The 23,129-nt window shown below is 72.3% G+C and carries 17 protein-coding genes; 7 read left to right on the top strand and 10 right to left on the bottom strand.

The window, feature by feature from the left end:
- Nucleotides 1–35 precede the first annotated feature (35 nt).
- From EV699_RS09910 to prmB, 3 genes are all read right to left on the bottom strand, one after another.
- Nucleotides 36–3,035 carry an EAL domain-containing protein gene (locus EV699_RS09910; protein ID WP_132542177.1) on the bottom strand — a complete coding sequence of 1,000 codons (3,000 nt, stop codon included), beginning with the start codon at nt 3,033–3,035 and terminating at the stop codon, nt 36–38.
- 62 nt (nt 3,036–3,097) lie between these two features.
- Nucleotides 3,098–4,492, bottom strand: a complete 1,395-nt coding sequence (gene hemN / locus EV699_RS09905) for an oxygen-independent coproporphyrinogen III oxidase (protein ID WP_132542175.1) — start codon at nt 4,490–4,492, stop codon at nt 3,098–3,100.
- A gap of 107 nt (nt 4,493–4,599) precedes the next feature.
- On the bottom strand, nt 4,600–5,520 hold the full coding sequence (gene prmB, locus EV699_RS09900; RefSeq protein WP_132542173.1) for a 50S ribosomal protein L3 N(5)-glutamine methyltransferase: 921 nt from the start codon (nt 5,518–5,520) through the stop codon (nt 4,600–4,602).
- Between the two features lie 137 nt (nt 5,521–5,657).
- Here prmB and EV699_RS09895 point away from each other — a divergent pair, with 137 nt between their 5' ends.
- From EV699_RS09895 to EV699_RS09885, 3 genes are all read left to right on the top strand, one after another.
- On the top strand, nt 5,658–6,293 hold the full coding sequence (locus EV699_RS09895) for an SCO family protein (RefSeq protein ID WP_132542171.1): 636 nt from the start codon (nt 5,658–5,660) through the stop codon (nt 6,291–6,293).
- A gap of 15 nt (nt 6,294–6,308) precedes the next feature.
- Nucleotides 6,309–7,211 carry an archaetidylserine decarboxylase gene (asd, locus tag EV699_RS09890; RefSeq protein ID WP_132542169.1) on the top strand — a complete coding sequence of 301 codons (903 nt, stop codon included), beginning with the start codon at nt 6,309–6,311 and terminating at the stop codon, nt 7,209–7,211.
- A 90-nt stretch (nt 7,212–7,301) separates the two neighbouring features.
- A complete protein-coding gene (locus EV699_RS09885; protein ID WP_132542167.1) occupies nt 7,302–9,497 on the top strand; it encodes a patatin-like phospholipase family protein in 2,196 nt (731 codons plus the stop codon).
- Between the two features lie 34 nt (nt 9,498–9,531).
- Here EV699_RS09885 and EV699_RS09880 read toward each other — a convergent pair whose 3' ends face one another.
- The 5 genes from EV699_RS09880 to EV699_RS09860 are packed head-to-tail and all read right to left on the bottom strand — an operon-like array spanning nt 9,532 to nt 15,905.
- Entirely contained in the window at nt 9,532–10,350 is an 819-nt protein-coding gene (locus tag EV699_RS09880; RefSeq protein ID WP_132542165.1) for an SDR family oxidoreductase, read from the bottom strand.
- A 15-nt stretch (nt 10,351–10,365) separates the two neighbouring features.
- Nucleotides 10,366–10,941 (bottom strand): chalcone isomerase family protein, encoded by a 576-nt coding sequence (locus EV699_RS09875; RefSeq protein ID WP_132542163.1) that lies wholly within the window; start codon nt 10,939–10,941, stop codon nt 10,366–10,368.
- 14 nt (nt 10,942–10,955) lie between these two features.
- Nucleotides 10,956–12,146, bottom strand: a complete 1,191-nt coding sequence (locus EV699_RS09870; RefSeq protein WP_132542161.1) for an acetyl-CoA C-acyltransferase — start codon at nt 12,144–12,146, stop codon at nt 10,956–10,958.
- 11 nt (nt 12,147–12,157) lie between these two features.
- A complete protein-coding gene (locus EV699_RS09865; RefSeq protein WP_132542159.1) occupies nt 12,158–14,524 on the bottom strand; it encodes a 3-hydroxyacyl-CoA dehydrogenase/enoyl-CoA hydratase family protein in 2,367 nt (788 codons plus the stop codon).
- Nucleotides 14,525–14,573: 49 nt separating this feature from the next.
- Nucleotides 14,574–15,905: an OmpP1/FadL family transporter gene (locus EV699_RS09860; protein WP_132542157.1), complete on the bottom strand. Its 1,332-nt coding sequence runs from the start codon at nt 15,903–15,905 to the stop codon at nt 14,574–14,576.
- A 464-nt stretch (nt 15,906–16,369) separates the two neighbouring features.
- On the opposite strand from EV699_RS09860, the gene EV699_RS09855 reads away from it, so the two are divergent.
- The gene (locus tag EV699_RS09855; RefSeq protein ID WP_132542155.1) at nt 16,370–17,725 is read left to right on the top strand and encodes a DEAD/DEAH box helicase; all 1,356 of its coding nucleotides are present in this window, start codon (nt 16,370–16,372) and stop codon (nt 17,723–17,725) included.
- 78 nt (nt 17,726–17,803) lie between these two features.
- Here EV699_RS09855 and EV699_RS09850 read toward each other — a convergent pair whose 3' ends face one another.
- Nucleotides 17,804–18,046: a glutaredoxin family protein gene (locus EV699_RS09850; RefSeq protein ID WP_132542153.1), complete on the bottom strand. Its 243-nt coding sequence runs from the start codon at nt 18,044–18,046 to the stop codon at nt 17,804–17,806.
- Nucleotides 18,039–18,902 carry a Tim44 domain-containing protein gene (locus EV699_RS09845; RefSeq protein WP_132542151.1) on the bottom strand — a complete coding sequence of 288 codons (864 nt, stop codon included), beginning with the start codon at nt 18,900–18,902 and terminating at the stop codon, nt 18,039–18,041. The genes EV699_RS09850 and EV699_RS09845 overlap by 8 nt, the downstream gene beginning before the upstream one ends.
- Nucleotides 18,903–19,409: 507 nt before the next feature.
- Here EV699_RS09845 and EV699_RS09840 point away from each other — a divergent pair.
- The 3 genes from EV699_RS09840 to EV699_RS09830 all read left to right on the top strand — a co-directional run bounded on the left by EV699_RS09840 (nt 19,410) and on the right by EV699_RS09830 (nt 23,117).
- Nucleotides 19,410–20,153, top strand: a complete 744-nt coding sequence (locus EV699_RS09840; RefSeq protein ID WP_165904087.1) for a PEP-CTERM/exosortase system-associated acyltransferase — start codon at nt 19,410–19,412, stop codon at nt 20,151–20,153.
- Nucleotides 20,154–20,289: 136 nt separating this feature from the next.
- Nucleotides 20,290–21,885 (top strand): acyl-CoA ligase (AMP-forming), exosortase A system-associated, encoded by a 1,596-nt coding sequence (locus EV699_RS09835; RefSeq protein ID WP_132542147.1) that lies wholly within the window; start codon nt 20,290–20,292, stop codon nt 21,883–21,885.
- Nucleotides 21,882–23,117 (top strand): pyridoxal-dependent decarboxylase, exosortase A system-associated, encoded by a 1,236-nt coding sequence (locus EV699_RS09830; RefSeq protein WP_132542145.1) that lies wholly within the window; start codon nt 21,882–21,884, stop codon nt 23,115–23,117. Before EV699_RS09835 ends, EV699_RS09830 begins: the two co-directional genes overlap by 4 nt.
- Nucleotides 23,118–23,129 lie beyond the last annotated feature (12 nt).

Below are 23,129 nucleotides of genomic sequence, written 5' to 3'. Positions count from 1 at the left end.
TGCATCGTCGCCGTGCTGCCGGCCCCGCACGCGCCTCAGGTGCCGGGCCCGGCAGCGTCTCGGCCCGCCAGCCAGGCGACGAAGGCATCGCCGTCACAGGCCGCGGCGATGCCGTCCCCCTGGGCATGATCGCAGCCGACCCCGGCGAGGAAGTCCCGCTGCGGGGCCCGCTCGACGCCTGCGGCGACGACCTCCAGTTGCAGCGCGTGCGCCATCGCGACGATGGCGCGGGTGAGTTCGGCGCTGCTGCGATCGTCAGGCAGGTCGCGGACCAGCGAGGCGTCGATGGCCAGGCGGTCGACCGGGAAGCGCTTCAGCGAGACCAGGCTCGAACCGCCACTGCCGAAGCCGTCGAGGGCGATGCGCACGCCCATGCGCCGCAACGCGCGCAGGTTGGCCCCGGCGAGATCGAGGTCGCGCGCCACCACGCTCTCGGCGAAGGCGAGTTCGAGGCACTCCGCCGGCATCTGCGCCGCCGCCAGGGCCTCGGCCACCCGTCGCGGCAGTTCCTGCCCGCGCAGATGCGCCGCCGCGAGCTTCACCACCACCGGCAGCAGCGGTCGGCCGGCCCGGTGCCAGCGGCGCTGCTCGCGGCAGGCGCTCGCGATCAGCCAGTCGTCGAGCGGATCGGCGAGGCCGCATTCGTCGGCGAGCGCAAGGATGTCGGCGGCCGGGCTGCCCGCCAGCGCGGGCTCGTCGCTGCGCAGCAGCGCCTCGCCCCGCACCACGCGCCCGTCGGCGAGCGCGACCTGCGCGCGCAGGTCGAGGTGCAGCAAACCGTCCGCGAGCGCCCGCCGCAGCGCGGTTTCGAGCCGTCGCCGGCGCTCGGCACGGGTGCCCATCGCCGGCATGAAGAACTGCACGGTGCCGCGCCCGGCGTCCTTGGCAGCGTACATCGCGGTGTCGGCATGGCGGATCAGCGCCTCCGGTTCGGCGCCGTCGTCGGGGAACAGCGCCACGCCGATGCTCGCGCCGACGTGCACGGTGTGGCCGTCGAGCTCGAAGGGCTCGCCCAGGCGGTCGCGGATCTTGCCGGCGACGCGCGTGACGCTGTCGATCTCGTCGACGTCCTGCAGCGCCACCACGAACTCGTCGCCGCCGCGCCGGCAGACCGTGTCGGCCTCGCGCACGCTGCAGCGCAGGCGGTCGGCGACCGCGCGCAGCAGGGCATCGCCGACGCCGTGGCCGAGGGTGTCGTTGACCACCTTGAAGCGGTCGAGATCGAGGAACATCACCGCCACGCGCCGGCCGCTGCGCCGCGCGTGCGCGAGCGCCTGGCTCAGCCGGTCGGCGAACAGCACGCGGTTGGGCAGGCCGGTGAGCACGTCGCGGTAGCCGAGGAACAGGATGCGTTCCTCGGCGGCCTTGCGGTCGTTGATGTCGTGCAGCGTGCCGAACATGCGCAGGGGGTGGCCGTCGGCGTCGCGCCGCATCACGCGCCCGGCCGAGCGCACCCAGCGGTACTGTCCGTCGGCGCAGCGCAGCCGGTGCTCGCGCACGAACTGCACGCTGTCGCCGCGCACGTGGGCCTCGATCGCGGCCTCGGTGTCGCGGCGGTCCTCGGGGTGCAGCAGTTCGTCCCAGGCCTGGTAGGTGGTGGGGATGTCGCCGGGCACGTAACCGAGCATCTCCAGGCAGCGCGGCGTCGCGATCAACTGCCCGCTCGCCAGGTCGAGCTCCCAGATGCCGTCGCCGCTCGCTTCGAGCGCCGAATGCAGCCGCTCCTCGGCATCGCGCTGCGCGTGCTCGGCGCGCTCGCGGGCCTCGGCGCGGCGCAGCGCCGACAGCGCGAACGAGATGTCGGCGGCGAGGCTGCGCAGCAGCGCCACCAGGTCGGCACGGAAGAACCCGGCCTCGGCGGCATAGACCACCAGGAACCCGGTCAGCTCGCCCTCCTCGTAGAGGCCGAAGGCCGCGGCGGAGCCGATGCCGAAACCGCGTGCCGCCTCGCGCCACGGCGCCATGTCGGGGTTGCCGAGGAAGTCGTTCTCGATCGCCCAGCCGTCGCCGCGGCAGGCGCGACCGGTGACGCCGCGGCCCTCGGGCCGTTCGCCGAGCACCGAGACGCGGATGCGCTCGACCATCGGCGCCGCCGGGCCCGCCACCGCGCACGGCACCAGCCAGCCGGTGGCGTGGTCGAGCTCGCCGACCCAGGCGAGCAGGAAGCCCCCGTGCTGCACGGCGATGCGGCACAGGGCGTTGAGCAGTTCGCCGCGCGCGTGGATGCGCACCAGCGCCTGGTTGGTCTCGCCGAGCGCCGCGTAGAGGTTCTTGACGCGTTCGAGCTGGCGGTCGGCCTCCTCGCGGCGGCCGATCTCGGCGGCGAGCGCCGCCGCCATCGCCTCCATCGAGCGCGCGAGGTCGTCCAGCTCGTCGCCGCTGTCGATGGCGATGCGCACCGGCGCCGGGTCGCGGGCGATGCGCGCGGCCGCCTGCTGCAGCGTGCGGATCGGCCGCGCCAGCATTTCGCGCGACACCCACAGCACCATCGCGACCACGACCAGCGCGGTCAGCAGCGCCGTCCACGCGGTGATCCAGCGGATGCGCGCGATCGCCGCGACGAGGTCGTCCTCGGGTTCGAGCACCATCACGCTCCAGCCCCAGGGCTCGAAGCGTTGCACGCCGTACAGCCAGGCACGGCCACCGGGCTCCTCGAAGCGCCCGGTGGCCGCGTCGGTGCCGGCGAGCAGATCGCCCCAGCGCGCCGGCCACTCGGCGACGTCCGCCCCGGAGGCGTGCAGCACCCGCCGCTCGGCGTCGAGCAGCACCACGCGCTGCGGCCCGCTGCGCGCGAGCCCGGCGATGGCGGCGAGCGCGTCGGCCTGGCGCATCTGGCGGCCGAGGGCGTCGACCTCGCCGCCGTAGCGCGCCGCCAGCTGCTCCTCCACGAAGCGCTCGGCGAGCCAGCCCACGCCCTGCAGCGCGCGGCTGCTCAGGGCCTCGTAGGCCGCCGCGTAGGCCCAGGCGCCGAAGCCGACGACCGCGAGCAGCACGGCCGGCAGCAGGGCGAGCGATAGCTTGTGATGCAGGCGCATGTCGCCGTGACCTTCCCCCTTCCCGAACGCCCGCCGGCCGCCTCAGCCTCGCCGCGACGGGTTCAGATGACCTTCGAGTAACGCGCGCCCTTCGCCCCTTGCAGGTAGCGGTCGAACACCATGCAGATGTTGCGGATCAGCAGGCGCCCGGCCGGTTGCACGCGGATGCCGCGGGCGTCGAGCACGAGCAGGCCGTCGTCGGCCATCGCCGCCAGGCGCGCCAGTTCGGGCGCGAAGTAGCGCGCGAAGTCCACTGCGTGCGCGGCCCCGACCACCGCGAAGTCGAGCGTGAAATGACAGAGCAGGCGGGTGATGACCTCGCGGCGCAGCCGGTCGTCGGCGTCCAGGTGCACGCCGCGCAGCAGCGGCAGCTCGCCCGCGTCGAGGTGACGATAGTAGGCGTCGAGCGTCTTCACGTTCTGGCTGTAGGAGTCGCCGACCATGCCGATCGAGGTCGCGCCGAGCGCGACGAGGTCGCAGTCGGCGTGCGTGCTGTAGCCCTGGAAGTTGCGGTAGAGCGTGCCGGCGCGCTGCGCGACGGCGAGTTCGTCGTCCGGCTTGGCGAAATGGTCCATGCCGATGTAGACGTAGCCGGCCTCGGTCAGCCGCGTGATCACGCGCTTGAGGATCTCGAGCTTGTCGGCCGCGCTCGGCAGCGCGGCGGCGTCGATCTGCTTCTGCGTCTTGAACAGCTCGGGCAGGTGCGCGTAGTTGAACACCGACAGGCGGTCGGGATCGAGTTCGAGGATCTGCGTCAGGGTGCGCTCGAAGCTCGCCACGGTCTGCCGAGGCAGGCCGTAGATGAGGTCGACGCTGACCGAGCGGAAGCCTTCGCGGCGCGCCGCGGCGATCGCGGCGAGGGTGACCGCCTTGGGCTGGATGCGGTTGACCGCCACCTGCACGTCGGGGTCGAAGTCCTGCACCCCCATGCTCAGGCGGTTGAAGCCGAGCTCGCGCAGCAGCCCGATCTTCGCCGCGTCGGCCTCGCGCGGGTCGATCTCGATCGAATACTCGCCGCGGTCGCCGTCGAGCAGCGTGAAGTGCTCGCGCGTCGCCGCCATCAGCGCGCGCATCTCGTCGTCGGCGATGAAGGTCGGCGTCCCGCCGCCCCAGTGCAGTTGCACCACCGGCCGCGCGCGGTCGAACAGCGCCCCCTGCAGCTCGATCTCGCGGCACAGGCGCTGCAGGTAGGGGCCGGCGCGGCGGCGGTTCCTGGTGATGATCTTGTTGCAGGCGCAGTAGAAGCACACCGTGTCGCAGAACGGGATGTGCAGGTACAGCGACAGCGGCTTGCCGGAGGCGTTGCTGGCGCGCGCGAGCGCGCCGTAGTCGGCGGCGGTGAAGCGCTCGTGGAACTGCACCGCGGTCGGGTAGGAGGTGTAGCGCGGCCCCGAGGTGTCGTAACGGGCGATCAGCGCGGGATCGAAGACGATCTGGGAAGAAGCTGCAGTATCCATCGTCACCTGCCGTGTGTGCCGCCGCCCGCGGGCGGCGCCGGGTCGCGACGGCAACTGCCGCCGCCGGCCACGCTAGCGTGCCCCCTCGCGCCGGCGTTTGACCGCGGTCAAACGCCGGCCGCGAAGTTCGCCGCGTGCTCGCGCAACTGCCGGGCGGTGAGCAGGAACACCCCGTCACCGCCGCGCTCGAACTCCAGCCACAGGAATGGCACCTGCGGGAAGCGCTCGGCCAGCGCGTGCTGGCTGTTGCCGACCTCCACCACCAGCACGCCGTGCGCACTCAGGTGCGCCGGCGCGTCGCGCAGGATGGCGAGCACCACGGCGAGGCCGTCGTCCGCGGCGGCGAGCGCGAGCGCCGGCTCGTGCGCGTACTCGGGGGGCAGCCCGGCCATTTCCTCGGCGCCGACGTAGGGCGGGTTGCTGACGATGAGGTCGTAGCAGCGCCCGGCGAGCCCGGCGAACAGGTCGGAGCGGATCGCCGTCACCCGCTCGCCGACGCCGTGGTCCCCGATGTTGATGCGGGCCACCTCGAGGGCGTCCGCGGAGATGTCCACCAGGTCCACCTCGGCCTCGGGGAAGGCATGCGCGCAGGCGATGCCGATGCAGCCCGAGCCGGTGCACAGGTCGAGGATCGCGGTGACGTGCTCCGGTTCGAGCCAGGGCTGGAAGCGCGCCTCGATCAGCTCGGCGATCGGCGAGCGCGGGATCAGCACGCGCTCGTCGACGTAGTACGGCAGGCCGCAGAACCAGGCGCGCTGCGTCAGGTAGGGGGCCGGCACGCGCGCGTCGATGCGCCGCGCGAACAGGGCGAGCACGGCGGCCTTCTCATCGGGGGTCAGCGCCGCCTCGAAGTAGGCATGGTGCAGGTCCGCCGGCAGGTGCAGCGCGTGCAGCACCAGCGCGGCGGACTCGTCGATGGCGTCGACCGTGCCGTGGCCGAAGTGCAGGTCCGCGGCGTTCATGCGGCTCGCACCCCAACGGATGAAGTCGCGCACGGTACGCAGGTGGGCAGCCGGATCGTCGGTCATGGTCGGGGCTCGCGGAATCGGAGCGGCAGTATTCCACAGCGCCCGCCGTCGCTGAACGCCGGCCCCCCACCCCGTATGGGGTAGCCCGGCACGCATGCGCTACACTGCGCCGCCTTCCGCCACCGCTTCCGACCGGCATGAACGTCCGCAAACTGCTCTTCGCGGCCCTGCTCGCCCTGTGCGGGCTGCTCGGCGGCATCCTGATCGGCAACCGCTACTTCGCCAGCGAACCGCCGCCCAAGATCACCGGCATCCTGCTGCCGCAGCCGCTGGAGCTGCCGGCCTTCACCCTCACCGACCAGGACGGCCAGCCGTTCGGCCCGGAGCGCCTGCGCGGCAGGTGGTCGCTGCTCTACTTCGGCTACACCTACTGCCCCGACGTCTGCCCGACCGCGCTCACCGACCTCGCCGCGGTGCAGGCGGCGCTCGCCGAAAAGGGCCAGGACGGCGACATGGCCTACTGGCTGGTCACCATCGACCCGCAGCGCGACACCCCGGCACGCCTGCGCGAGTACGTGCGCTTCTTCAGCCCGCGCTTCGCCGGCGCCACCGGCAGCGAAGCCGAGCTGCGCAAGCTGATGGCGCAGTTCGGCGTGATCGCGATGCGCGCGCCCGGCAGCAGCGACGGCGCCTACACGGTCGACCACTCGTCGACGCTGACGCTGATCGACCCCGACGGGCGCCTGCACGCGGTGTTCACCGCGCCGCACAGCCCCGACACGGTGCTGCCCGACCTGCTCGCGTTGAAGGCGCGTTACGCCGCCGCCCACTGACCACGAGCCCGCGCCATGACCGCCAAGCCCCCCGCCTCCCCCGACGCCGCGAGCCTCGGCGAGCACCTGCGCAACCTGCCGCAGTACCTGCTGCCGCAGGGCGCCGTCACCGCCTGGGTGCACCGGCTCACGCGCATCCGCGCGCCGTGGTTCAAGGACCGGCTGATCCGCTGGTTCATCGGCCGCTACGGCGTCGACATGTCCGAGGCGGCGAACGCCGACCCCGGCAGCTACGCCGACTTCAACGCCTTCTTCACGCGCGCGCTGCGTGACGGCGTGCGCCCGCTCGCCGCCGAACCGGCGACGCTGGTCTGTCCGGTCGACGGCGCGGTGAGCCAGGCCGGCGCGATCGCCGGGGACACGGTCTTCCAGGCCAAGGGCCACGGCTACTCGCTCACCGCACTGCTCGGCGGCGCCGCGGTCGATGCCGCGCCCTGGCAGGACGGCGCCTACGCGACGCTCTACCTGAGCCCGCGCGACTACCACCGCATCCACATGCCGGTGGACGGCACGCTGCGCGCGATGCTGCACGTGCCCGGCCGGCTGTTCTCGGTGTCGCGGCTCACCACGCGCTGCGTGCCGGGGCTGTTCGCGCGCAACGAGCGCGTGGTGACGCTGTGGGACACCGCCGTCGGCCCGATGGCGCTGGTGCTGGTGGGTGCGATCAACGTCGCCTCGATGCAGACGGTGTGGGCCGGCACCATCACGCCGCCGCGCGGGGGGCGGGTGCGGCGCTGGGACTACCCGGCGAGCGGCGAGGCGCGCGTGCACCTCGCGCGCGGCGAGGAACTCGGGCGCTTCAACATGGGCTCGACGGTGATCCTCGCCTTCGGCCCCGGCGCGATCGCCTGGGATGCCGGCATCCATGCCGACGCGCCGGTGCGCATGGGCCAGCCGCTCGCGCGCCCGCCCGGCTAGCCCGCGCGCGGCGCCCCCGCCCATCCCGTCCGGCGCCGGCCAGGCCCGCGGCGCGCGGACACCGTCCCCGCATCCCCAGGAGCCCTGCCCATGCCGCGCCTGTGTCCGCTGCTGCCCCTCCTCCTCGCCCTGCTCGGCCTGAGCCTGCCCGGCCATGCCGCGGAGCCGCCGCGCATCGGCCTGGTGCTGTCCGGCGGCGGCGCGCGCGGCTCGGCCCACATCGGCGTGCTCAAGGTGCTGGAGGAGATGCGCATCCCGGTGCACGTGGTGGCGGCGACCAGCATGGGCTCGATCGTCGGCGGCGCCTGGGCGAGCGGGCGCGATGCCGCCGAGCTCGAGACCATCGTCACCCGCATCGACTGGCGCGACCTGTTCCAGGACGACCCGCCGCGCCAGGAGAAGCCGGTGCGGCGCAAGCTCGACGACCGCCGCTCGGTGGTCAACGCCACCCTCGGCTACGGCGAGGGCACGCTGCGCCTGCCCAAGGGCGCGGTCAACGGACAGAAGCTCGGCATCTTCCTGCGCGACCTGACGCGCAACGCCGAGGGCATCCACAACTTCGACGAGATGAACATCCCCTTCCGCGCCATCGGCACCGACCTCGAAAGCGGGGGGATGAAGGTGTTCGACTCGGGCGACCTCGCGCTGGCGATGCGCGCCAGCATGTCGGTGCCGACCGCCTTCGCGCCGGTGGAGATCGACGGCCGCCTGTACGTCGACGGCGGCCTGACGCGCAACCTGCCGGTCGACGTGGTGCGCGCGATGGGGGTCGACGTGGTGATCGCCGTCAACCTCGGCACCCCGCTGCTCAAGCGCGACGAACTCGGCTCGGTGATCGGCGTCACCGCGCAGATGATCAACATCCTCACCGAGCAGAACGTGCAGGCGCAGTTGCAGGCGCTGCGCCCGGGGCGCGACGTGCTGATCCTGCCGCAGCTCAGCGACATCAGCGCGGCCGACTTCGAGCGCGCGCCGCAGGCGATCGCCAGCGGCGAGCGGGCCGCGCGCGCCGTCGCCGCCGAGCTCGCGCGCTACAGCGTCGACCCCGTCACCTACGCCGCGTGGCAGGCCCGGCACAACGCGCAGCGCCCGGCGATCGAGCACCTCGACGAGGTGCGGATCAGCGGCCTGAAGCGGGTCAATCCGACGGTCGCCGAGCGCGTGCTGATCCCGCCGAAGAGCGGCGACGGCCTGCCACGGGCCGACCTCGAGAAGCGCGTCGGCGAGCTCTACGGCTACGGCGACTTCGAGCGCATCGACTACCGCGTGCTGCGCGAGAACGGCCGCGACCTGGCGATCGTCGACACCGTCGAGAAGACCTGGGGCCCGACCTACATCCGCTTCGGCCTCGGCATGTCGACCGACTTCCGCGGCGACAGCAACTTCGCGCTGCGCAGCAGCATCAACAGCACCTGGATGAACGCCCTCGGCGCCGAGTGGAAGACCGACATCCAGCTCGGCAACACCGCCGGCTTCGTCTCTGAGTTCTACCAGCCGCTGCAGGCCGGGCCGGGGCTGTTCGTCGCGCCCTACGTGGAAGGCCAGCGCGAGACCATCAGCCTGTTCGACGGCGACCGCCGCGTGGCGCGCTACGACGTCAAGACCTACGACCTCGGCGTCGACGTCGGCAGCGCCATCGGCAACGACGCCGAACTGCGCCTGGGGCTGCTGTATGGCGGCAGTTCGAGCGACGTCGACACCGGCGTCGACGCCTTCCCCGACCAGCGGCTCGACGAGGGCGGGCTGCGCCTGCGCTTCGTCTACGACACGCTCGACAGCCTCGACTTCCCGCACGCCGGCACCCGCTTCGCGGTGTCGGCGTACCGGGCGCTGGAGGCGTTCGGCGCCGACAGCGAGTACGGCCGGGTGCGCACCGACTGGCTCAGCGCCTTCACCGTCGGCCAGGGCACGCTGCTCGCCAGCGCCTACGCCGGCAGCAACTTCAGCGGCGAACTGCCGTTCTACAACCAGTTCACGCTGGGCGGCTTCATGCGCCTGTCGGGCTACGACACCGACCGTTTCCGCGGCGACAAGGCCGCGCTCGGCCGGCTGACCTACTACTACCGGCTCGGCGCGCGCCCGGCGAATATGGACCTCTACCTCGGCGGCTCGCTCGAATACGGCCGCGTCTGGGACAGCCACAGCCCGCTCGACGCCGAAGGCGAACACGGTGCGGCGAGCGTGTTCTTCGGCGTCGACTCCTTCCTCGGCCCGGCCTACTTCGGCGTCGGCGTCAACGACGAGGGCGACACCGGCTTCTACATGCTGATCGGCCGGCCGTGGTGACGGCCGCCCCCGCCGCTGCGCGCGGGCCGGGGGCTCAGTCGAGGAAGATGTCGGGCAGCAGCGGCGCGCCCGGCTGCACCGCGTAGCGGCTGAAGTCGGTGACGCCGGTCTCGGCCAGCACTTCCTCGTCGATGAAGAAGCGCCCGGTGCAGCTGCGCGCATCGCGCAGCAGGATCGCGTGCGCGGCGTCGGCGAGGATCGCCTCGGTGCGGCAGTTCTCGGGTTTCACCCCCGGGATCAGGCGGATCGCCGCGGTGGCGATCACCGTGCGCGGCCACAGCGCGTTGACCGCGAGCCCCTGCGCGCGGAACTCCTCGGACATGCCGAGCACGCACAGGCTCATGCCGATCTTCGCCATGCTGTAGGCGACGTGGTCGCGGTACCAGCGCCGCGCCAGCGTCGGTGGCGGTGCGAGATTGAGGATGTGGGGGTTCGGCGCCCGCAGCAGGTAGGGGATGCACGCCTGCGAGCAGACGAAGGTGCCGCGCACGTTGACGCCGAACATCAGGTCGAAGCGCTTCATCGGCGTGTCGAGCGTGCCGGTCAGGCTGATCGCGCTGGCGTTGTTGACCAGCACGTCGATGCCGCCGAAGTGCGCCGCGGCCTGCGCCACCGCGGCCTGCACCCGCGCCTCGTCGCGGATGTCGACGGCGAGTGCGAGCGCCCGGCCGCCGGCCGCCTCGATCTCGGCCGCGGTGTCGTAGATGGTGCCGGGCAGCTCGGGATGCGGCTCGGTGGTCTTGGCGGCGATGACCACGTTGGCACCGTCGCGCGCGGCGCGCAGCGCGATCGCGCGGCCGATGCCGCGGCTGCCGCCGCTGATGAACAGCGTCCTGCCCTGCAGTGTCGCCATGGCCTGTACCCTCCCCTACGAACGCTTGTCCTGGCCGAGCAGGCCGCGCTTGAGCGAGGCGTCGGCCGGATGCTCGCCGAGCCAGATCGCGAGCAGGGCCCGCTGGAAATCCACGCCGGGGATCGTCCCGCGCAGCTGGTCGCGGATCGTCACCCGCGTGGAGCCGTCGGCGAGCAGGTCGAGCACGACCTCGTCACCGGCCACCAGGGTGTCGAACCAGCCGTTGAAGGTGTCGATGCGTGCCTGCAGCGCCGGCAGCTGCGCCGCCGCGGTGTTGGCGGCGAAGCCCTCGCGCCAGGCCTCGACCAGCTTGTCGCGCTCCACCCGGTCGTGGACGAAGTGCATCAGCAGCCGCTTCGGCCCGCGCAGCGCGAGCACCGCGTCGAACTCGCGCGCCGGCGCAGGCAGGTACAGCGCGGCGGCGTAGACCTTGACGAAGAACTTGCTGCGCACCCCCACCCCGTTCAGGGGCAGCGGGGTGCGCTCGACGGTGGCGCTGTCGGGCAGGTTCGCGCCGCCCACCTCGACCGCCGGCGCGACGGCCGGACCGAGCAGCAGCAGCGCCAACAGGCAGTTACGGATCGCCGGCATCGTCGTTTCCCCCTTCAGCAGCGTTCGAACAGGCCGGCGGCACCCATGCCGGTGCCGATGCACATCGTCACCATGCCGTAGCGCGCGCCGCTGCGGCGCAGGGCGTGGACGACGGTGGCGGTGCGGATCGCACCGGTGGCGCCGAGCGGGTGGCCGAGCGCGATCGCACCCCCGAGGGGGTTGACGCGCGCCGGGTCGAGGTCGAGCTCGCGCAGCACCGCCAGCGCCTGCGCGGCGAAGGCCTCGTTCAACTCGATCCATTCGACCGCGTCCTGGCGCACCCCGGTCTGCGCCAGGAGCTTCGGGATCGCCGCCACCGGGCCGATGCCCATGAGCGCCGGTGCCACCCCGGCGACCGCGTAACCGGCGAAGCGTGCGAGCGGGACGGCACCGCTCGCCGCGAGCGCGCGCTCGCTCATCAGCAGCACCGCGGCGGCGCCGTCGGACATCTGCGAGCTGTTGCCGGCGGTCACCGAACCGCGTGCGGCGAACACCGGCCGGAGCCTGGCCAGCGCTTCGACCGTGGTGCCGGGGCGCGGCCCTTCGTCGTGCTCGACCACGCGCGGCGTCAGGCGCACCTCGCCGCCCGCACCCGGCGCGCGCGCGGTGGCCGTGTAGGGCGCGATCTCGGCGCGGAAGTGCCCGGCGGCGATCGCCGCCAGCGCCTTCGCGTGGCTGGCGGCGGCGAAAGCGTCCTGGTCCTCGCGCGACACCTGCCAGCGCGCAGCCACCTTCTCGGCGGTCAGGCCCATGCCGTAGGCGATGCCGCGCAGCTCGTCGCGCTCGAACAGCGCCGGGTTCATCACCACCTTGTTGCCCATCATCGGGATCAGGCTCATGGTCTCGGTGCCGGCGGCGATCATCACCTCGGCCTCGCCGAGGCGGATGCGGTCGGCGGCGAGCGCCACCGCGTTCAGCCCCGAGGCGCAGAAGCGGTTGACGGTCATCCCCGGCGTGGCGTCGGGCAGGCCGGCGAGCAGCGCACCGATGCGGGCGACGTTCATGCCCTGCTCGGCCTCGGGCATCGCGCAGCCGACGATCACGTCGCCGATCCGCGCCGGGTCGAGCCCCGGGCATTGCGCCAGCAGCGCGCGGATCGCGTGCGCGAGCAGGTCGTCGGGGCGGGCGTTGCGCAGCGCGCCGCGGGCCTTGCCGACCGGCGTGCGCACGGCGGCGACGATGTAGGCGTCCTGGATGCTCGGCATCGGCGTTCTCCTCAGTTACGCAGCGGCTTGCCGGTTTTCAGCATGTGCTCGATGCGCGCCTGCGTGGGGGCGGTGGCGGCCAGCGCGACGAAGTGGCGGCGCTCCAGGTCGAGCAGCCACGCCTCGGTCACCTCGCTGTCGGCATCGAGGTCGCCACCGCAGAGCACCTCGGCGACGCGCACGGCGATGGCGTGGTCGTGCGCGGAGATGAAGCCGCCCTCGGCCATGTTCAGCAGCAGGAGCTTCAGCGTGCCGAGCCCGCCGCGGCCGAGCACGCGGATCGGCTGCGCCGGCGGCGGACGGTAGCCGCGCTCGGCGAGCGCGCGCGCCTCGCTCTTCGCCACGTACAGCAGCTCGCGCGGGTGCGCGACGATCACGTCGTCGGGCCGCAGGAAGCCGAGCGTGCGCGCCTCCTCGGCGCTCCTGCCGACCTTGGCCATCGCGATGGTTTCGAAGGCCGACTTGACGAAGGGGTAGAGGTCCGCGCCCTGCGCGGCGAGCGCGGCGCGGCGGACCAGCTCCTTGCTGCCGCCGCCGGCCGGCAGCAGCCCGACGCCGGCCTCGGGCAGGCCGATGTAGCTCTCCAGCGCCGCGACCACGCGGTCGCAGTGCAGCAGCAGCTCGCAGCCGCCGCCGAGTGCGAGCCCCTGCACCGCGGCGACCACCGGCAGCGGGCTGTCGCGCAGCGCCAGCAGGGTCTGCTGGAAGCGCGCGACGGCAGCGGTGAAGCCCGCGAGATCCCCCGCCGCGAGCAGCGGGCCGAATTCGACCAGGTTGGCACCGACCGAGAACGGCGCCTCGGTCGGCCAGATCACCAGCGCGTCGAAGCGCGTCTCGGCGAGCGCGAGCGCGGCGCTGATACCCTCGATCACCGCCGCGCCGAGGGTGTGCAGCTTGCTCTTTAACGACAGCACGCCGATGCGGTCGCCGTCGTGCCAGAGGCGCACGCCGGCGTCCTCGTAGGCGGTTTCGCCGTACGCCGGCGGCGCCTCGCCGAACACCCGCTCCGGGTAGGGCTGGCGCGCGTAGACCGCGAGCGCGGAACGCGACCGCCAGGCGTCGCCGGCCGGCGCGTAGCTGCCCTGCGGCCGGTGCACCCCGTCGACCGTCGCGACCCAGGCCGGCAGCGGCGTGGCGCCGAGCGCGCGCCCGGCGGCGATGTCCTCGGCGATCCAGCCGGCGACCTCGCGCCAGCCGGCGGCCTGCCAGGTCTCGAACGGCCCCTGCGCCCAGCCGAAGCCCCAGCGCATCGCCAGGTCGAGATCGCGCGCGTTGTCGGCGATGCTGGCGAGCCAGTGCGCGGCGTAGTGGAACACGTCGCGCTGGATCGCCCAGACGAAGCGCGCCTGCGGGTGCGCGCTCGCGCGCAGCGCGGCCAGCCGCTCGGCCGGGTCGGGCCGGGCGAGCAGCGCGGCGACCCCGGGGTCGACCGCGGCGCTGACCGGCACGTAGTCGCCGCGCGCCGGGTCGAGCACGAGGATGGCCTTGCCGTCCTTGCGGTAGAGGCCGGCGCCGCTCTTCTGCCCGAGCGCGCCGCGCGCGATCAGCGCGTCGAGCCATGCCGGCAGCACCATGTGCGCGGCCCAGGGGTCGTCGGCGAGCACCGCCGCGGAGCCCCTGACCACGTGCGCGAGGGTGTCGAGCCCGACCACGTCGGCGGTGCGGTAGGTGGCGCTCTTCGGCCGCCCGATCGCCGGCCCGGTGAGCGCGTCGACCAGGTCCAGCGGCAGGCCGAAGGCCTGCGTGTGGTGCATCACCGCGAGGATCGAGAACACGCCGATGCGGTTGGCGATGAAGTTCGGCGTGTCGCGGGCGCGAATCACGCTCTTGCCGAGCGTGGTGGTCAGGAAGGTTTCGAGCCGGTCCAGCACCTCGGGCGCGGTCGCCGCGCCGGGCACGAGCTCCACCAGCGCCATGTAGCGCGGCGGGTTGAAGAAGTGCACGCCGCAGAAGCGCGCGCGCAGCGCCGCCGGCAGCGCCTCGGCGAGGCGGTCGATGCCGAGGCCCGAGGTGTTGCTGGCGAGGACCGCGTGCGGCGCCAGCGCCGGCGCGATGCGCGCGTACAGCGCGTGCTTCCAGTCGATGCGCTCGGCGATGGCCTCGATGACCAGGTCGCAGGCGCCGAGCTGGCCGAGGTCCCCGGCGTAGCTGGCCGGGTGGATCAGCCCGGCGCGCGCCGGGCTGGCGAGCGGCGCCGGGTCGAGCTTCGCCAGCCGGCCGATGGCGTCGCGCGCGGTGCGACGGGGGTCGGCGGCGTCGGCCGGGAGGTCGAACAGCCACACCTCCACGCCGACGTTGGCGAGGTGCGCCGCGATCTGCGCCCCCATCACGCCGGCGCCGAGCACGGCCACGCGGCGAACGAACGGTCCTCGGGTCATATCGGGTCTCTCCTTGCGCCGGCTGCGGCGCCGCCGCGGCGTCGGTCGCTCAGAAACGGTACTGCACCGCCACGCCGACCAGGTTGGCGCTGCTGTTGTAGCTGCCGTTGAGCTGGTCACCGAAGGTCGGGCCGCTGCTGATCGCGTCGGAGGTGTCGGCGTCGCGGAAGAACAGGTGCGCGAGCCCCATGTCGACGGTGACGTTCTTGCTCGGCCGGTAGCTCGCGCCGACGCTGAGCCAGAAGCGGTCGGAATCGGGGATGCGCGCGGTGCGATCGCCGCTGTTCGGCACCGGCGACTGGTCCCACGCCATGCCAGCGCGCAGCGTCCACTGCTCGTTGTAGTAGTGGTCCACGCCCACCGACAGCGCCCAGGTGTCCTCCCAGTTCTCCTCGGTCACCGAGGCGCCGCCGGCGAAGCCGGTGGACTCGATGCGCAGTTCCTGGAAGCGGCTCCAGTTGGTCCAGCGCGCCGCCGCGGCGACGCCCCACTTCGGGTCGAGCCGTTTGTAGAACATCAGGCCGACCGTCTCCGGCAGGTCGACCTCGGCGGAGGCGTCGCTGCGCACGGTCACGTCGGCGGGCAGCGGGCGGTTGTTGACGAGGGTGCCGGCCTTGCGCGTGGTTTCGAGATCGCCTTCGAGCTCCTGCTTGATCTTCGAGCGGAAGCTGATGCCGAGGCGGGTGTCGGGGTCGATCTCCCACATCGCACCGAGGTTCCAGCCCCAGCTCCAGTCGTCGCCCTCGACCTTGCCGAAGCCGTCGGCCGCCGGCACCAGCGGCGGCACCGTGCCGGTCGGGCGCAGGCCGGGAATGCGCTGGGTGAGGGTGGCGTCGACGTACTGGTAGCTCACGCCGATGCCGATCGAGAACTGCTCGTTGATGCGGAAGGCGAGCGACGGGTTGATGTCGACCGTGGTCAGGTCCGATTCGACCGCGTGGTAGCGCCCCACCCAGTCGCGGCCGTATTCGGTGCGCAGGCCGAAGGGGGCGTTGACGCCGAGGCCGAAGCGCATGCGCTCGTTGATCTCGGTGACGAAGTAGCCGTTCGGCACCACCGCACCGGCACCGGCGTTGTCGCGTCCGCTCTCGCTGCGCGCGAGCGGGCCGACGTGGCGCGTCGAACTGCCGCTGAAATAGGCGTCGGCATCGATGAAGGTCAGCCCGCCCTGCACCGCGGTACCGCTCAGCAGGGTCATGCCGGCGGGGTTGTAGGCCACCGCCGAGAGGTCGTCGCCGACCAGGCCGGCACCGGCGAAGGCGCGGCCGAGCCCGGCGACGCTGGCTTCGGTGATCTGGAAGCCGGCCGCGTGAGCCGTGCCGGCGCACACGCTGCCGGTGGCGAGCGCCACGAGTGCCGCGTGAAGGTGGTGCTGTCGCATCGTGAATCTCCCTGCTGGGGTGGTCGGGGGGCGGGGCCGTCGGGCCCGCACCGGGGCGGCACGCGCCCGGCGCTGAACAACAGCCTGTGCCAGTTCCGTACAAGGTCAAGTCCCGGACGCGGCTGTGTCGGTGAAACCACCCGCGAACGCCCGCCACGGTGGCTTTCGGCGTACACCCGTAGCGCGCGGGCACCCGCCGGCGTTGCGGATCGCGGCGCGGCGCGCGCCCCGCGCAGCCGATGTCGCTGGCGGCGCGGGGCGCAGATGCGTATAGTGCGCGCCTTCGCGTCGACCACGACGCGATGCCTTCATCGCTCTCTGACCCTCCCCGGGATGGCGCCCGCGCCGCCCCTCGTTAGTCCGGTTGGCGACGATGTTTCCCGCACCGGCGCCTCCCGTCCTGCCCGCTCCCGCTGCTCGCGGTCCGTGCGCCGTGCCGTTGTGACTCACAATGGAACCGCCCGATGTCCTTTGCCGATTTTCAGTTCGACCCCGCCATCCTCCGCGCCCTGACCGAGGCCGGCTACACCGCGCCGACGCCGGTCCAGGCCGAAGCCATCCCCGAAGCACTCGCCGGCCGCGACGTGATCGCCTCGGCCCAGACCGGCACCGGCAAGACCGCCGCGTTCATGCTGCCGGCGCTGCAGGCCCTCACCACGCCGCTCACCGAACGCCGCCGCACGCCGCGCGTGCTGGTGCTGACCCCGACCCGCGAACTCGCCGCCCAGGTCACCGACGCCGCCAAGAAGTACGGCCGTTACCTGCGCGTCGCCACCGCCAGCATCGTCGGCGGCATGCCCTACGCCGCGCAGTTGCGCGCGCTCTCCGGACCGCTCGACCTCGTCGTCGGCACGCCGGGCCGCCTGCTCGACCACATGGAGCGCGGCCGGCTCGACCTGTCGCAGGTGCAACTGCTGGTACTCGATGAGGCCGACCGCATGCTCGACATGGGCTTCAAGGACGACGTGGAAGCCATTTCGGCCGCCCTGCCGCAAGACCGCCAGACCCTGCTGTTCACCGCCACCCTCGACGCCACCATGCAGCGCCTGGCCGAGCGCCTGCTGCGTGACCCGGTGCGCGTCGCGATCGAGGTCACCGCCGAGAACCAGGCGAACATCGAGCAGCGCCTGCACGTCGCCGACGACCACGCCCACAAGCGTCGCCTGCTCGAACGCGTACTGAGCTGCTCGAGCGTCGACAAGGCGATCGTGTTCGTCGCCACCAAGCGCGACGTCGACGCGCTCGCCGACGCGCTGCGTGAACGCGGCCTGGCAGCTGCGCCGCTGCACGGCGACATGCCGCAGTCGGTACGCAACCGCACCCTCGCGCACCTACGCAGCGGGCGCGTGCGCCTGCTCGTGGCCACCGACGTCGCCGCGCGCGGCATCGACGTCAGCGGCATCAGCCACGTGGTGAATTTCGACCTGCCGAAGTTCGCCGAGGACTACGTGCACCGCATCGGCCGCACCGGGCGCGCCGGCGCCTCGGGCATCGCCATCGCGCTCGCCACGCCCGAGGACATCCGCCACCTGGAGCGCATCGAGCGCTACACCGGCCAGGCCCTGCCGGAATCGGTGCTCGAAGGCCTGGAGCCGACGCGCCGGCTGCGCCGCCTGCCCCCGCGCCGCCCGTCCTCCTCGGGCCCGCGCGGCAAGGGCTATGGCCCGCGCCGCAGCGGCGAGGGCATGCGCAGCAGCAACAACGGCTTCGGCCGCGACGCGCGCACCGGCAGCGGCGAATCGCACCGCGCTCCGCGTGACGGCACGCCGGCACGCCGCCCCAGCGCCGACGGACGCCCCCAGCGCCGCCGCGAATTCTGAGGCGACTGCCCAAGACGAAAGAACCCGCCGTCAGGCGGGTTCTTTTTTGGTGACGGCGTCACGCAGGCGCGGCGGCGTTCAGGCGCCGAGGAAGGCGCGCAGGTCGTCGGCCCCGAACGGCCAGGCGAGTTCGGCACGGGTGTCGAGGCGCGCCAGCACCGGGATGCGGGTGGCGTAGCGCGCCATCAGTGCCTCGTCGTCGGCGATGTCGACCTCGACCGCCGGCTGCCCCAAGCATTCGAGCACGATCCGCTGCGCCCGCTCGCAGAGGTGACAGCCCACCGTCGAGTACAGCCGCACGCCGCTCACGCGCTCAGGCATCCGTCTGCTGCTGGATGCCGGCCACGTACCAGTTGGCGCGGGCATCGCCCATGCCACGCTGCACGTTCCAGACCTCGACGAAGCGTTGCGGCTCGGCACCACGCGCCTCGCGGATCAGGCCCGAGTAGCGCACGCTGGCGAGCACGTGGTCTGGGTAGGTGCGGAAGCTCACGAGTTCGGCATGCAGTTCCACCACCTCGGTGTAAGGCGCTTCGTTGCCGGGCTGCGCACGCTCGCGCGCCAGTTCGGCGTGCAGTTCGGGGGTCACGTACTCGCGCAGCTTCTCGAGGTCACCGCGATCCCAGGCGGCCTGCAGGTTGATGAAGTGGGTCTTGGCGCCCTGCAGGAAGCGGGCCTCGTCGAACCATGCCGGACGGGCTTCGCCCGCCTGCCCGCCGAGCCCGGAGCCGATCGTCGGCGCGGCCACGCGACCGGCGGCAGCGGCAGCGGCCGGCGCCGCGTAGGCCTGCGCCGTCGCCGGCACCGGCTGGACGCGCGCGCGACGCATGCGCCTGACGAAGAACACCACCGCGGCGAGCACCAGCACCAGCACCAGCACGTCGGCCATCTGCAGGCCCTCGAAGGCACCGCCGAAGAACAGGGCGCCGAGCAGTCCGCCGGCGACGAGCCCGGCGATCGGCCCCGCCCACCGACTGCCCGCTGGCCTGGCCATCGCCGGGTCGGCCGCGGGACGCGGCTGCGCCGCCGGTGCGGACGGGCCCGGCGCGGCCTGGCGAGACCACGTGGATTCCTGCCGCCCCATGCTCTTGCCGCCGCCCATGCGCGCAGCCTCGGCCTCCGGCACGAACCACGCGCCCGTCAGGAACAGCAAACACATCGCGAGGAAGGACTTCATCAATCGTCTCCGTGGTAGGGATTCTGGTGGCCTGTCGGCAAGCACGCATGTCTTTGCATGCGAAAACAAAAAGACATGCTGATTGCCCGGAAGTTCCCGACTGTGATGAAGTGTCGCACCGATGTGGGTCGGCGCGCCATTTGCTGACATACGGGTGTGTGTCACTATAAGGACTTCGTGAGGCACGCGGCGGAGATCACCGCAGGCAACGGATACCGTGGGGCACGTGGGCGTCGACACCAGTTCGTCTGTGAACGCAAGCTCATGAATCCATTGGATATCGCATCATACCGCTGGCGCGGCTAGAGGCCCGCGAGAGGTGCGCTAAGCGTCCGGCCCCGTAAGCCGGACGCGCAGCATGGGGAGTGTAGCGGTCCATACCGCCGATCTGATGATGTCAGTTTTTTTGCCACTCACCGATCCATGCAACCGGGCACCCGACACTCGTCGGGTGCCGGGGTATGCGAAGGCACCGTGGCACGCCCTCCCCTCCCGGCGCCTCACGACATGAACGCTCCGTCGATCACCGAGGCGTTCAACCGCTACTTCTACGTCACCCCCGCCGACACGTCGCAGTTGCGCGAGCGTGTCCACCGCATCCGCTACGACGTCTATTGCCGCGAATTCGGCTTCGAGCGCGAGGAGGACTGCCCCGACGGACTCGAGCGCGACGACTACGACGACCAGTCGCGGCACTGCCTGGCTGTGCATCGCCCCACCGGCCAGGCCGCCGGTTGCGTTCGGCTGGTGCTGACCGACCCCGCCGATCCCGATGCGCCCTTGCCGTTCGAACGCTACTGCAGCCACGCACTGCGTCGCGACCTGTTCGATTCGTCGACGGTGGAGCGGCGCCTGATCGGCGAATGCTCGCGCCTGGCGATCCCGGCCCAGTTCCGCCGGCGCGCCACCGACCAGCACAAGCCGGTGAGCCTGCCGGCGGAGCATCCGGTCGCCATCGCCGGACGCGACAACTTCCCCTACCTGCCGGTCAGCCTGTTCATGGCGATGACGGCGATGGGCCTCAACGCCGGCTGCGAATACGTGGTGGCGATGATGGAGCCGCCGCTGGCGCGGCTGATCCGTCGCTTCGGGCTGCCCTGCGCGCAGATCGGCGAGGTCGTCGACTACCACGGCCCGCGCGCGCCCTTCGTCTGGCGCCGGGACAGCGCCTTCTCCCAGATGCCGTCCGAGCTGTACAAGCTGCTGCACATGATCGACCGGCAGCTCTCCGCGAACGCCCACGACTCCTGACCCGCCCGCCGCGGGACGCCACGGTTTGCGAGAATTTGCCGGCCGACGGCCGCCTCCGGTGTCCGCGATGGCGGCGACTTGCCACAATACCGCCGCCGCGGGCCCGCCCGCCCTCCGATCAAGCGGAGCTTGGACCATGCAGGAACTTCTTCACCAGCTGATCGTGCGCCGAGCGCACAGCCACGGCGATGCGCCGGCGATCCGCCACAAGCAGTCCGCCATGCGCTACGACGAACTCGCCGCCACCGTCGAACGCCTCGGGCGCGCCTTCGCCGCCCTCGGGCTCGGGCCGTCCGAGCGCGTGGCCGTCTACCTGCCGAAGCGCCCGGAAACGGTCGCCGCCATCTTCGGTGCCGCTGCCGCAGGCGGTGTGTTCGTGCCGGTCAACCCGCTGCTGAAAGCCGAGCAGGTCGCCTACATCCTGCGCGACTGCAACGTGCGGGTGCTGGTGACCGACCGCGAGCGTGCCGCGCTGCTCGAACCGGTGCTGCGCGAGTGTCCTGATCTGCACACCCGGGTGGTGCTCGACGGGACCGCCGAAACCGGCGCCGCGCCGCGCCTGCACCACGTGGAAACCCTGCACTGGCACGAACTGCTCGAGGCCGGCGCCGCCGGGCGCCCGCACCGGCGCATCGACACCGACATGGCGGCGATCCTCTACACCTCGGGCAGCACCGGTCGGCCGAAGGGCGTGGTGCTGTCGCATCGCAACATGCTGAGCGGCGCCTGGAGCGTATCGAGCTACCTCGGCAACACCGCCGACGACCACCTGCTCGCCGTGCTGCCCTTCTCGTTCGACTACGGCCTGTCGCAGCTCACCACGGCGTTCCATGTCGGCGCCCGGGTGACGCTGATGGATTACCTGCTGCCGCGCGACGTGGTCAACGCGGTCGCCCGCGAAGGCATCACCGGGCTGGCCGCGGTGCCGCCGCTGTGGGTCCAGCTGGCGCAGCTGGAGTGGCCGGCCGGCGCCGTCGCGAGCCTGCGCTACATCACCAACTCCGGCGGCAAGATGCCGCGCGCGACGCTCGACACCCTGCGCGCACGCCTGCCGCACACCACGCCCTACCTGATGTACGGCCTCACCGAGGCGTTCCGCTCCACCTTCCTGCCCCCGGAGGAGCTCGACCGGCGCCCCGATTCGATCGGCAAGGCCATCCCGTACGCCGAGATCGTGGTCGTGCGCGAGGACGGCTCGCCCTGCGCGCCGGGTGAGCCGGGTGAACTGGTACACCGTGGCTCGCTGGTCGGTCTGGGCTACTGGAACGACCCCGACAAGACCCGCGAGCGCTACCGCCCGGCGCCCGGACAGCCGACGGGACTGGTCAACCCCGAACTCGCGGTGTGGTCGGGCGACACCGTGAGGATGGACGAGGACGGCTTCCTGTACTTCATCGGCCGCAAGGACGACATGATCAAGACCTCGGGCTACCGCGTGAGCCCCACCGAGGTCGAGGAGGTCGTCTACGCTTCGGGCCTGGTCGCCGAAGCGGCGGCGATCGGCATCAGCCATCCGACGCTCGGCCAGGCCATCGTCGCCGTCATCAAGCCGGCCGACGACGCCGGCAGCGACGATGCGCTGCTCGCGCACTGCCGGCGCCAGCTACCCAATTTCATGGTGCCGCTCGCCGTGGTACACCGCGATGCCCTGCCCCGCAACCCGAACGGCAAGATCGACCGCAAATCGCTGGCCGCCGAGATCGAGGGCCTGTTCACGGGAGCCGAGGCATGAGCGCGACGCGCCCCGGGCATGCCCCGCTGACGCAGTTTCCGGTGGTCGACGACTGCCTGGTGGTCGGCGGCATCGCGCTGCCCGAACTCGCCGCGCGCGTCGGCCGGACGCCCTTCTACGCCTATGACCGGCGCCTGATCGGCGAGCGCGTGGCGACGCTGCGCGCGGCGCTCCCCGACGGCGTGCAGATCCACTACGCGATGAAGGCCAACCCGATGCCGGCGGTGGTGCAGCACCTCGCCACGCTGGTCGACGGGCTCGACGTCGCTTCGGCCGGCGAACTGCGCGTCGCCCTCGACACCGGCATGCCGGCGCACGACATCAGCTTCGCCGGGCCAGGCAAGCGTCCCGCCGAGCTGCAATGTGCCGTCGCCGCCGGCATCACCATCAACCTCGAGTCCGAGACCGAACTCGAACGCGTCACGCGCATCGGCGAAGCGCTCGGGCGCCGTCCGCAGGTGGCGGTGCGCGTCAATCCCGATTTCGAGCTGAAGAGTTCGGGCATGAAGATGGGCGGCGGCCCCAAGCCCTTCGGCGTCGACGCCGAACGGGTACCGGCGCTGCTCGCCGCGATCGGCGCCCGCGCACTGGACTTCCGCGGCTTCCACATCTTCTGCGGCTCGCAGAACCTGCGTGCCGAAGCGCTGATCGAGGCCCACGACAAGACTTTCGAGCTCGGCCTGCGCCTCGCCGAGCAGGCGCCCGCCGAACTGACGATGTTCAATTTCGGCGGAGGCTTCGGCATCCCCTACTTTCCCGGCGATCTCCCGCTCGACCTCGCACCGGTCGGCGACAATCTCGCCGGCCTGCTGGAGCGCCTGCACGCCATCCACCCGCGCGCAGCCCCCATCATCGAGCTCGGGCGCTACCTGGTCGGCGAGGCCGGCGTTTACGTGTGCCGGGTGATCGACCGCAAGATTTCGCGCGGGCAGGTGTTCCTGATCACCGACGGCGGCCTGCATCACGCTCTCGCCGCCAGCGGCAACTTCGGGCAGGTCGTGCGCAAGAACTACCCCGTGGTCATCGGCAACCGCGTACGCGGCAGCGCACGCGAGGTCGCGAGCGTCGTCGGGCCGCTGTGCACGCCCCTCGATCTCCTTGCCGACCGGATGGAACTGGCCCGTGCCGACGTCGACGATCTCGTGGTCGTGCTGCAGTCGGGCGCGTACGGCCCGACCGCCAGCCCGGCGGCCTTCCTGAGCCACCCGGCAGCCGTCGAGGTGCTGGTCTGAACCGCGAGCCCG

Source organism: Plasticicumulans lactativorans, assembly GCF_004341245.1.
Lineage (GTDB): Bacteria > Pseudomonadota > Gammaproteobacteria > Competibacterales > Competibacteraceae > Plasticicumulans_A > Plasticicumulans_A lactativorans.
This window is presented reverse-complemented; position numbering and strand designations above follow the sequence as displayed.

Excerpts from the sequence above, each read along its gene's own strand:
- EV699_RS09910 (WP_132542177.1), bottom strand. The coding sequence starts at position 3,035 with ATGCGCCTGCATCACAAGCTATCGCTCGCCCTGCTGCCGGCCGTGCTG.
- hemN (WP_132542175.1), bottom strand. The coding sequence starts at position 4,492 with ATGGATACTGCAGCTTCTTCCCAGATCGTCTTCGATCCCGCGCTGATC.
- prmB (WP_132542173.1), bottom strand. The coding sequence starts at position 5,520 with ATGACCGACGATCCGGCTGCCCACCTGCGTACCGTGCGCGACTTCATC.
- EV699_RS09895 (WP_132542171.1), top strand. The coding sequence starts at position 5,658 with ATGAACGTCCGCAAACTGCTCTTCGCGGCCCTGCTCGCCCTGTGCGGG.
- asd (WP_132542169.1), top strand. The coding sequence starts at position 6,309 with ATGACCGCCAAGCCCCCCGCCTCCCCCGACGCCGCGAGCCTCGGCGAG.
- EV699_RS09885 (WP_132542167.1), top strand. The coding sequence starts at position 7,302 with ATGCCGCGCCTGTGTCCGCTGCTGCCCCTCCTCCTCGCCCTGCTCGGC.
- EV699_RS09880 (WP_132542165.1), bottom strand. The coding sequence starts at position 10,350 with ATGGCGACACTGCAGGGCAGGACGCTGTTCATCAGCGGCGGCAGCCGC.
- EV699_RS09875 (WP_132542163.1), bottom strand. The coding sequence starts at position 10,941 with ATGCCGGCGATCCGTAACTGCCTGTTGGCGCTGCTGCTGCTCGGTCCG.
- EV699_RS09870 (WP_132542161.1), bottom strand. The coding sequence starts at position 12,146 with ATGCCGAGCATCCAGGACGCCTACATCGTCGCCGCCGTGCGCACGCCG.
- EV699_RS09865 (WP_132542159.1), bottom strand. The coding sequence starts at position 14,524 with ATGACCCGAGGACCGTTCGTTCGCCGCGTGGCCGTGCTCGGCGCCGGC.
- EV699_RS09860 (WP_132542157.1), bottom strand. The coding sequence starts at position 15,905 with ATGCGACAGCACCACCTTCACGCGGCACTCGTGGCGCTCGCCACCGGC.
- EV699_RS09855 (WP_132542155.1), top strand. The coding sequence starts at position 16,370 with ATGTCCTTTGCCGATTTTCAGTTCGACCCCGCCATCCTCCGCGCCCTG.
- EV699_RS09850 (WP_132542153.1), bottom strand. The coding sequence starts at position 18,046 with ATGCCTGAGCGCGTGAGCGGCGTGCGGCTGTACTCGACGGTGGGCTGT.
- EV699_RS09845 (WP_132542151.1), bottom strand. The coding sequence starts at position 18,902 with ATGAAGTCCTTCCTCGCGATGTGTTTGCTGTTCCTGACGGGCGCGTGG.
- EV699_RS09840 (WP_165904087.1), top strand. The coding sequence starts at position 19,410 with ATGAACGCTCCGTCGATCACCGAGGCGTTCAACCGCTACTTCTACGTC.
- EV699_RS09835 (WP_132542147.1), top strand. The coding sequence starts at position 20,290 with ATGCAGGAACTTCTTCACCAGCTGATCGTGCGCCGAGCGCACAGCCAC.
- EV699_RS09830 (WP_132542145.1), top strand. The coding sequence starts at position 21,882 with ATGAGCGCGACGCGCCCCGGGCATGCCCCGCTGACGCAGTTTCCGGTG.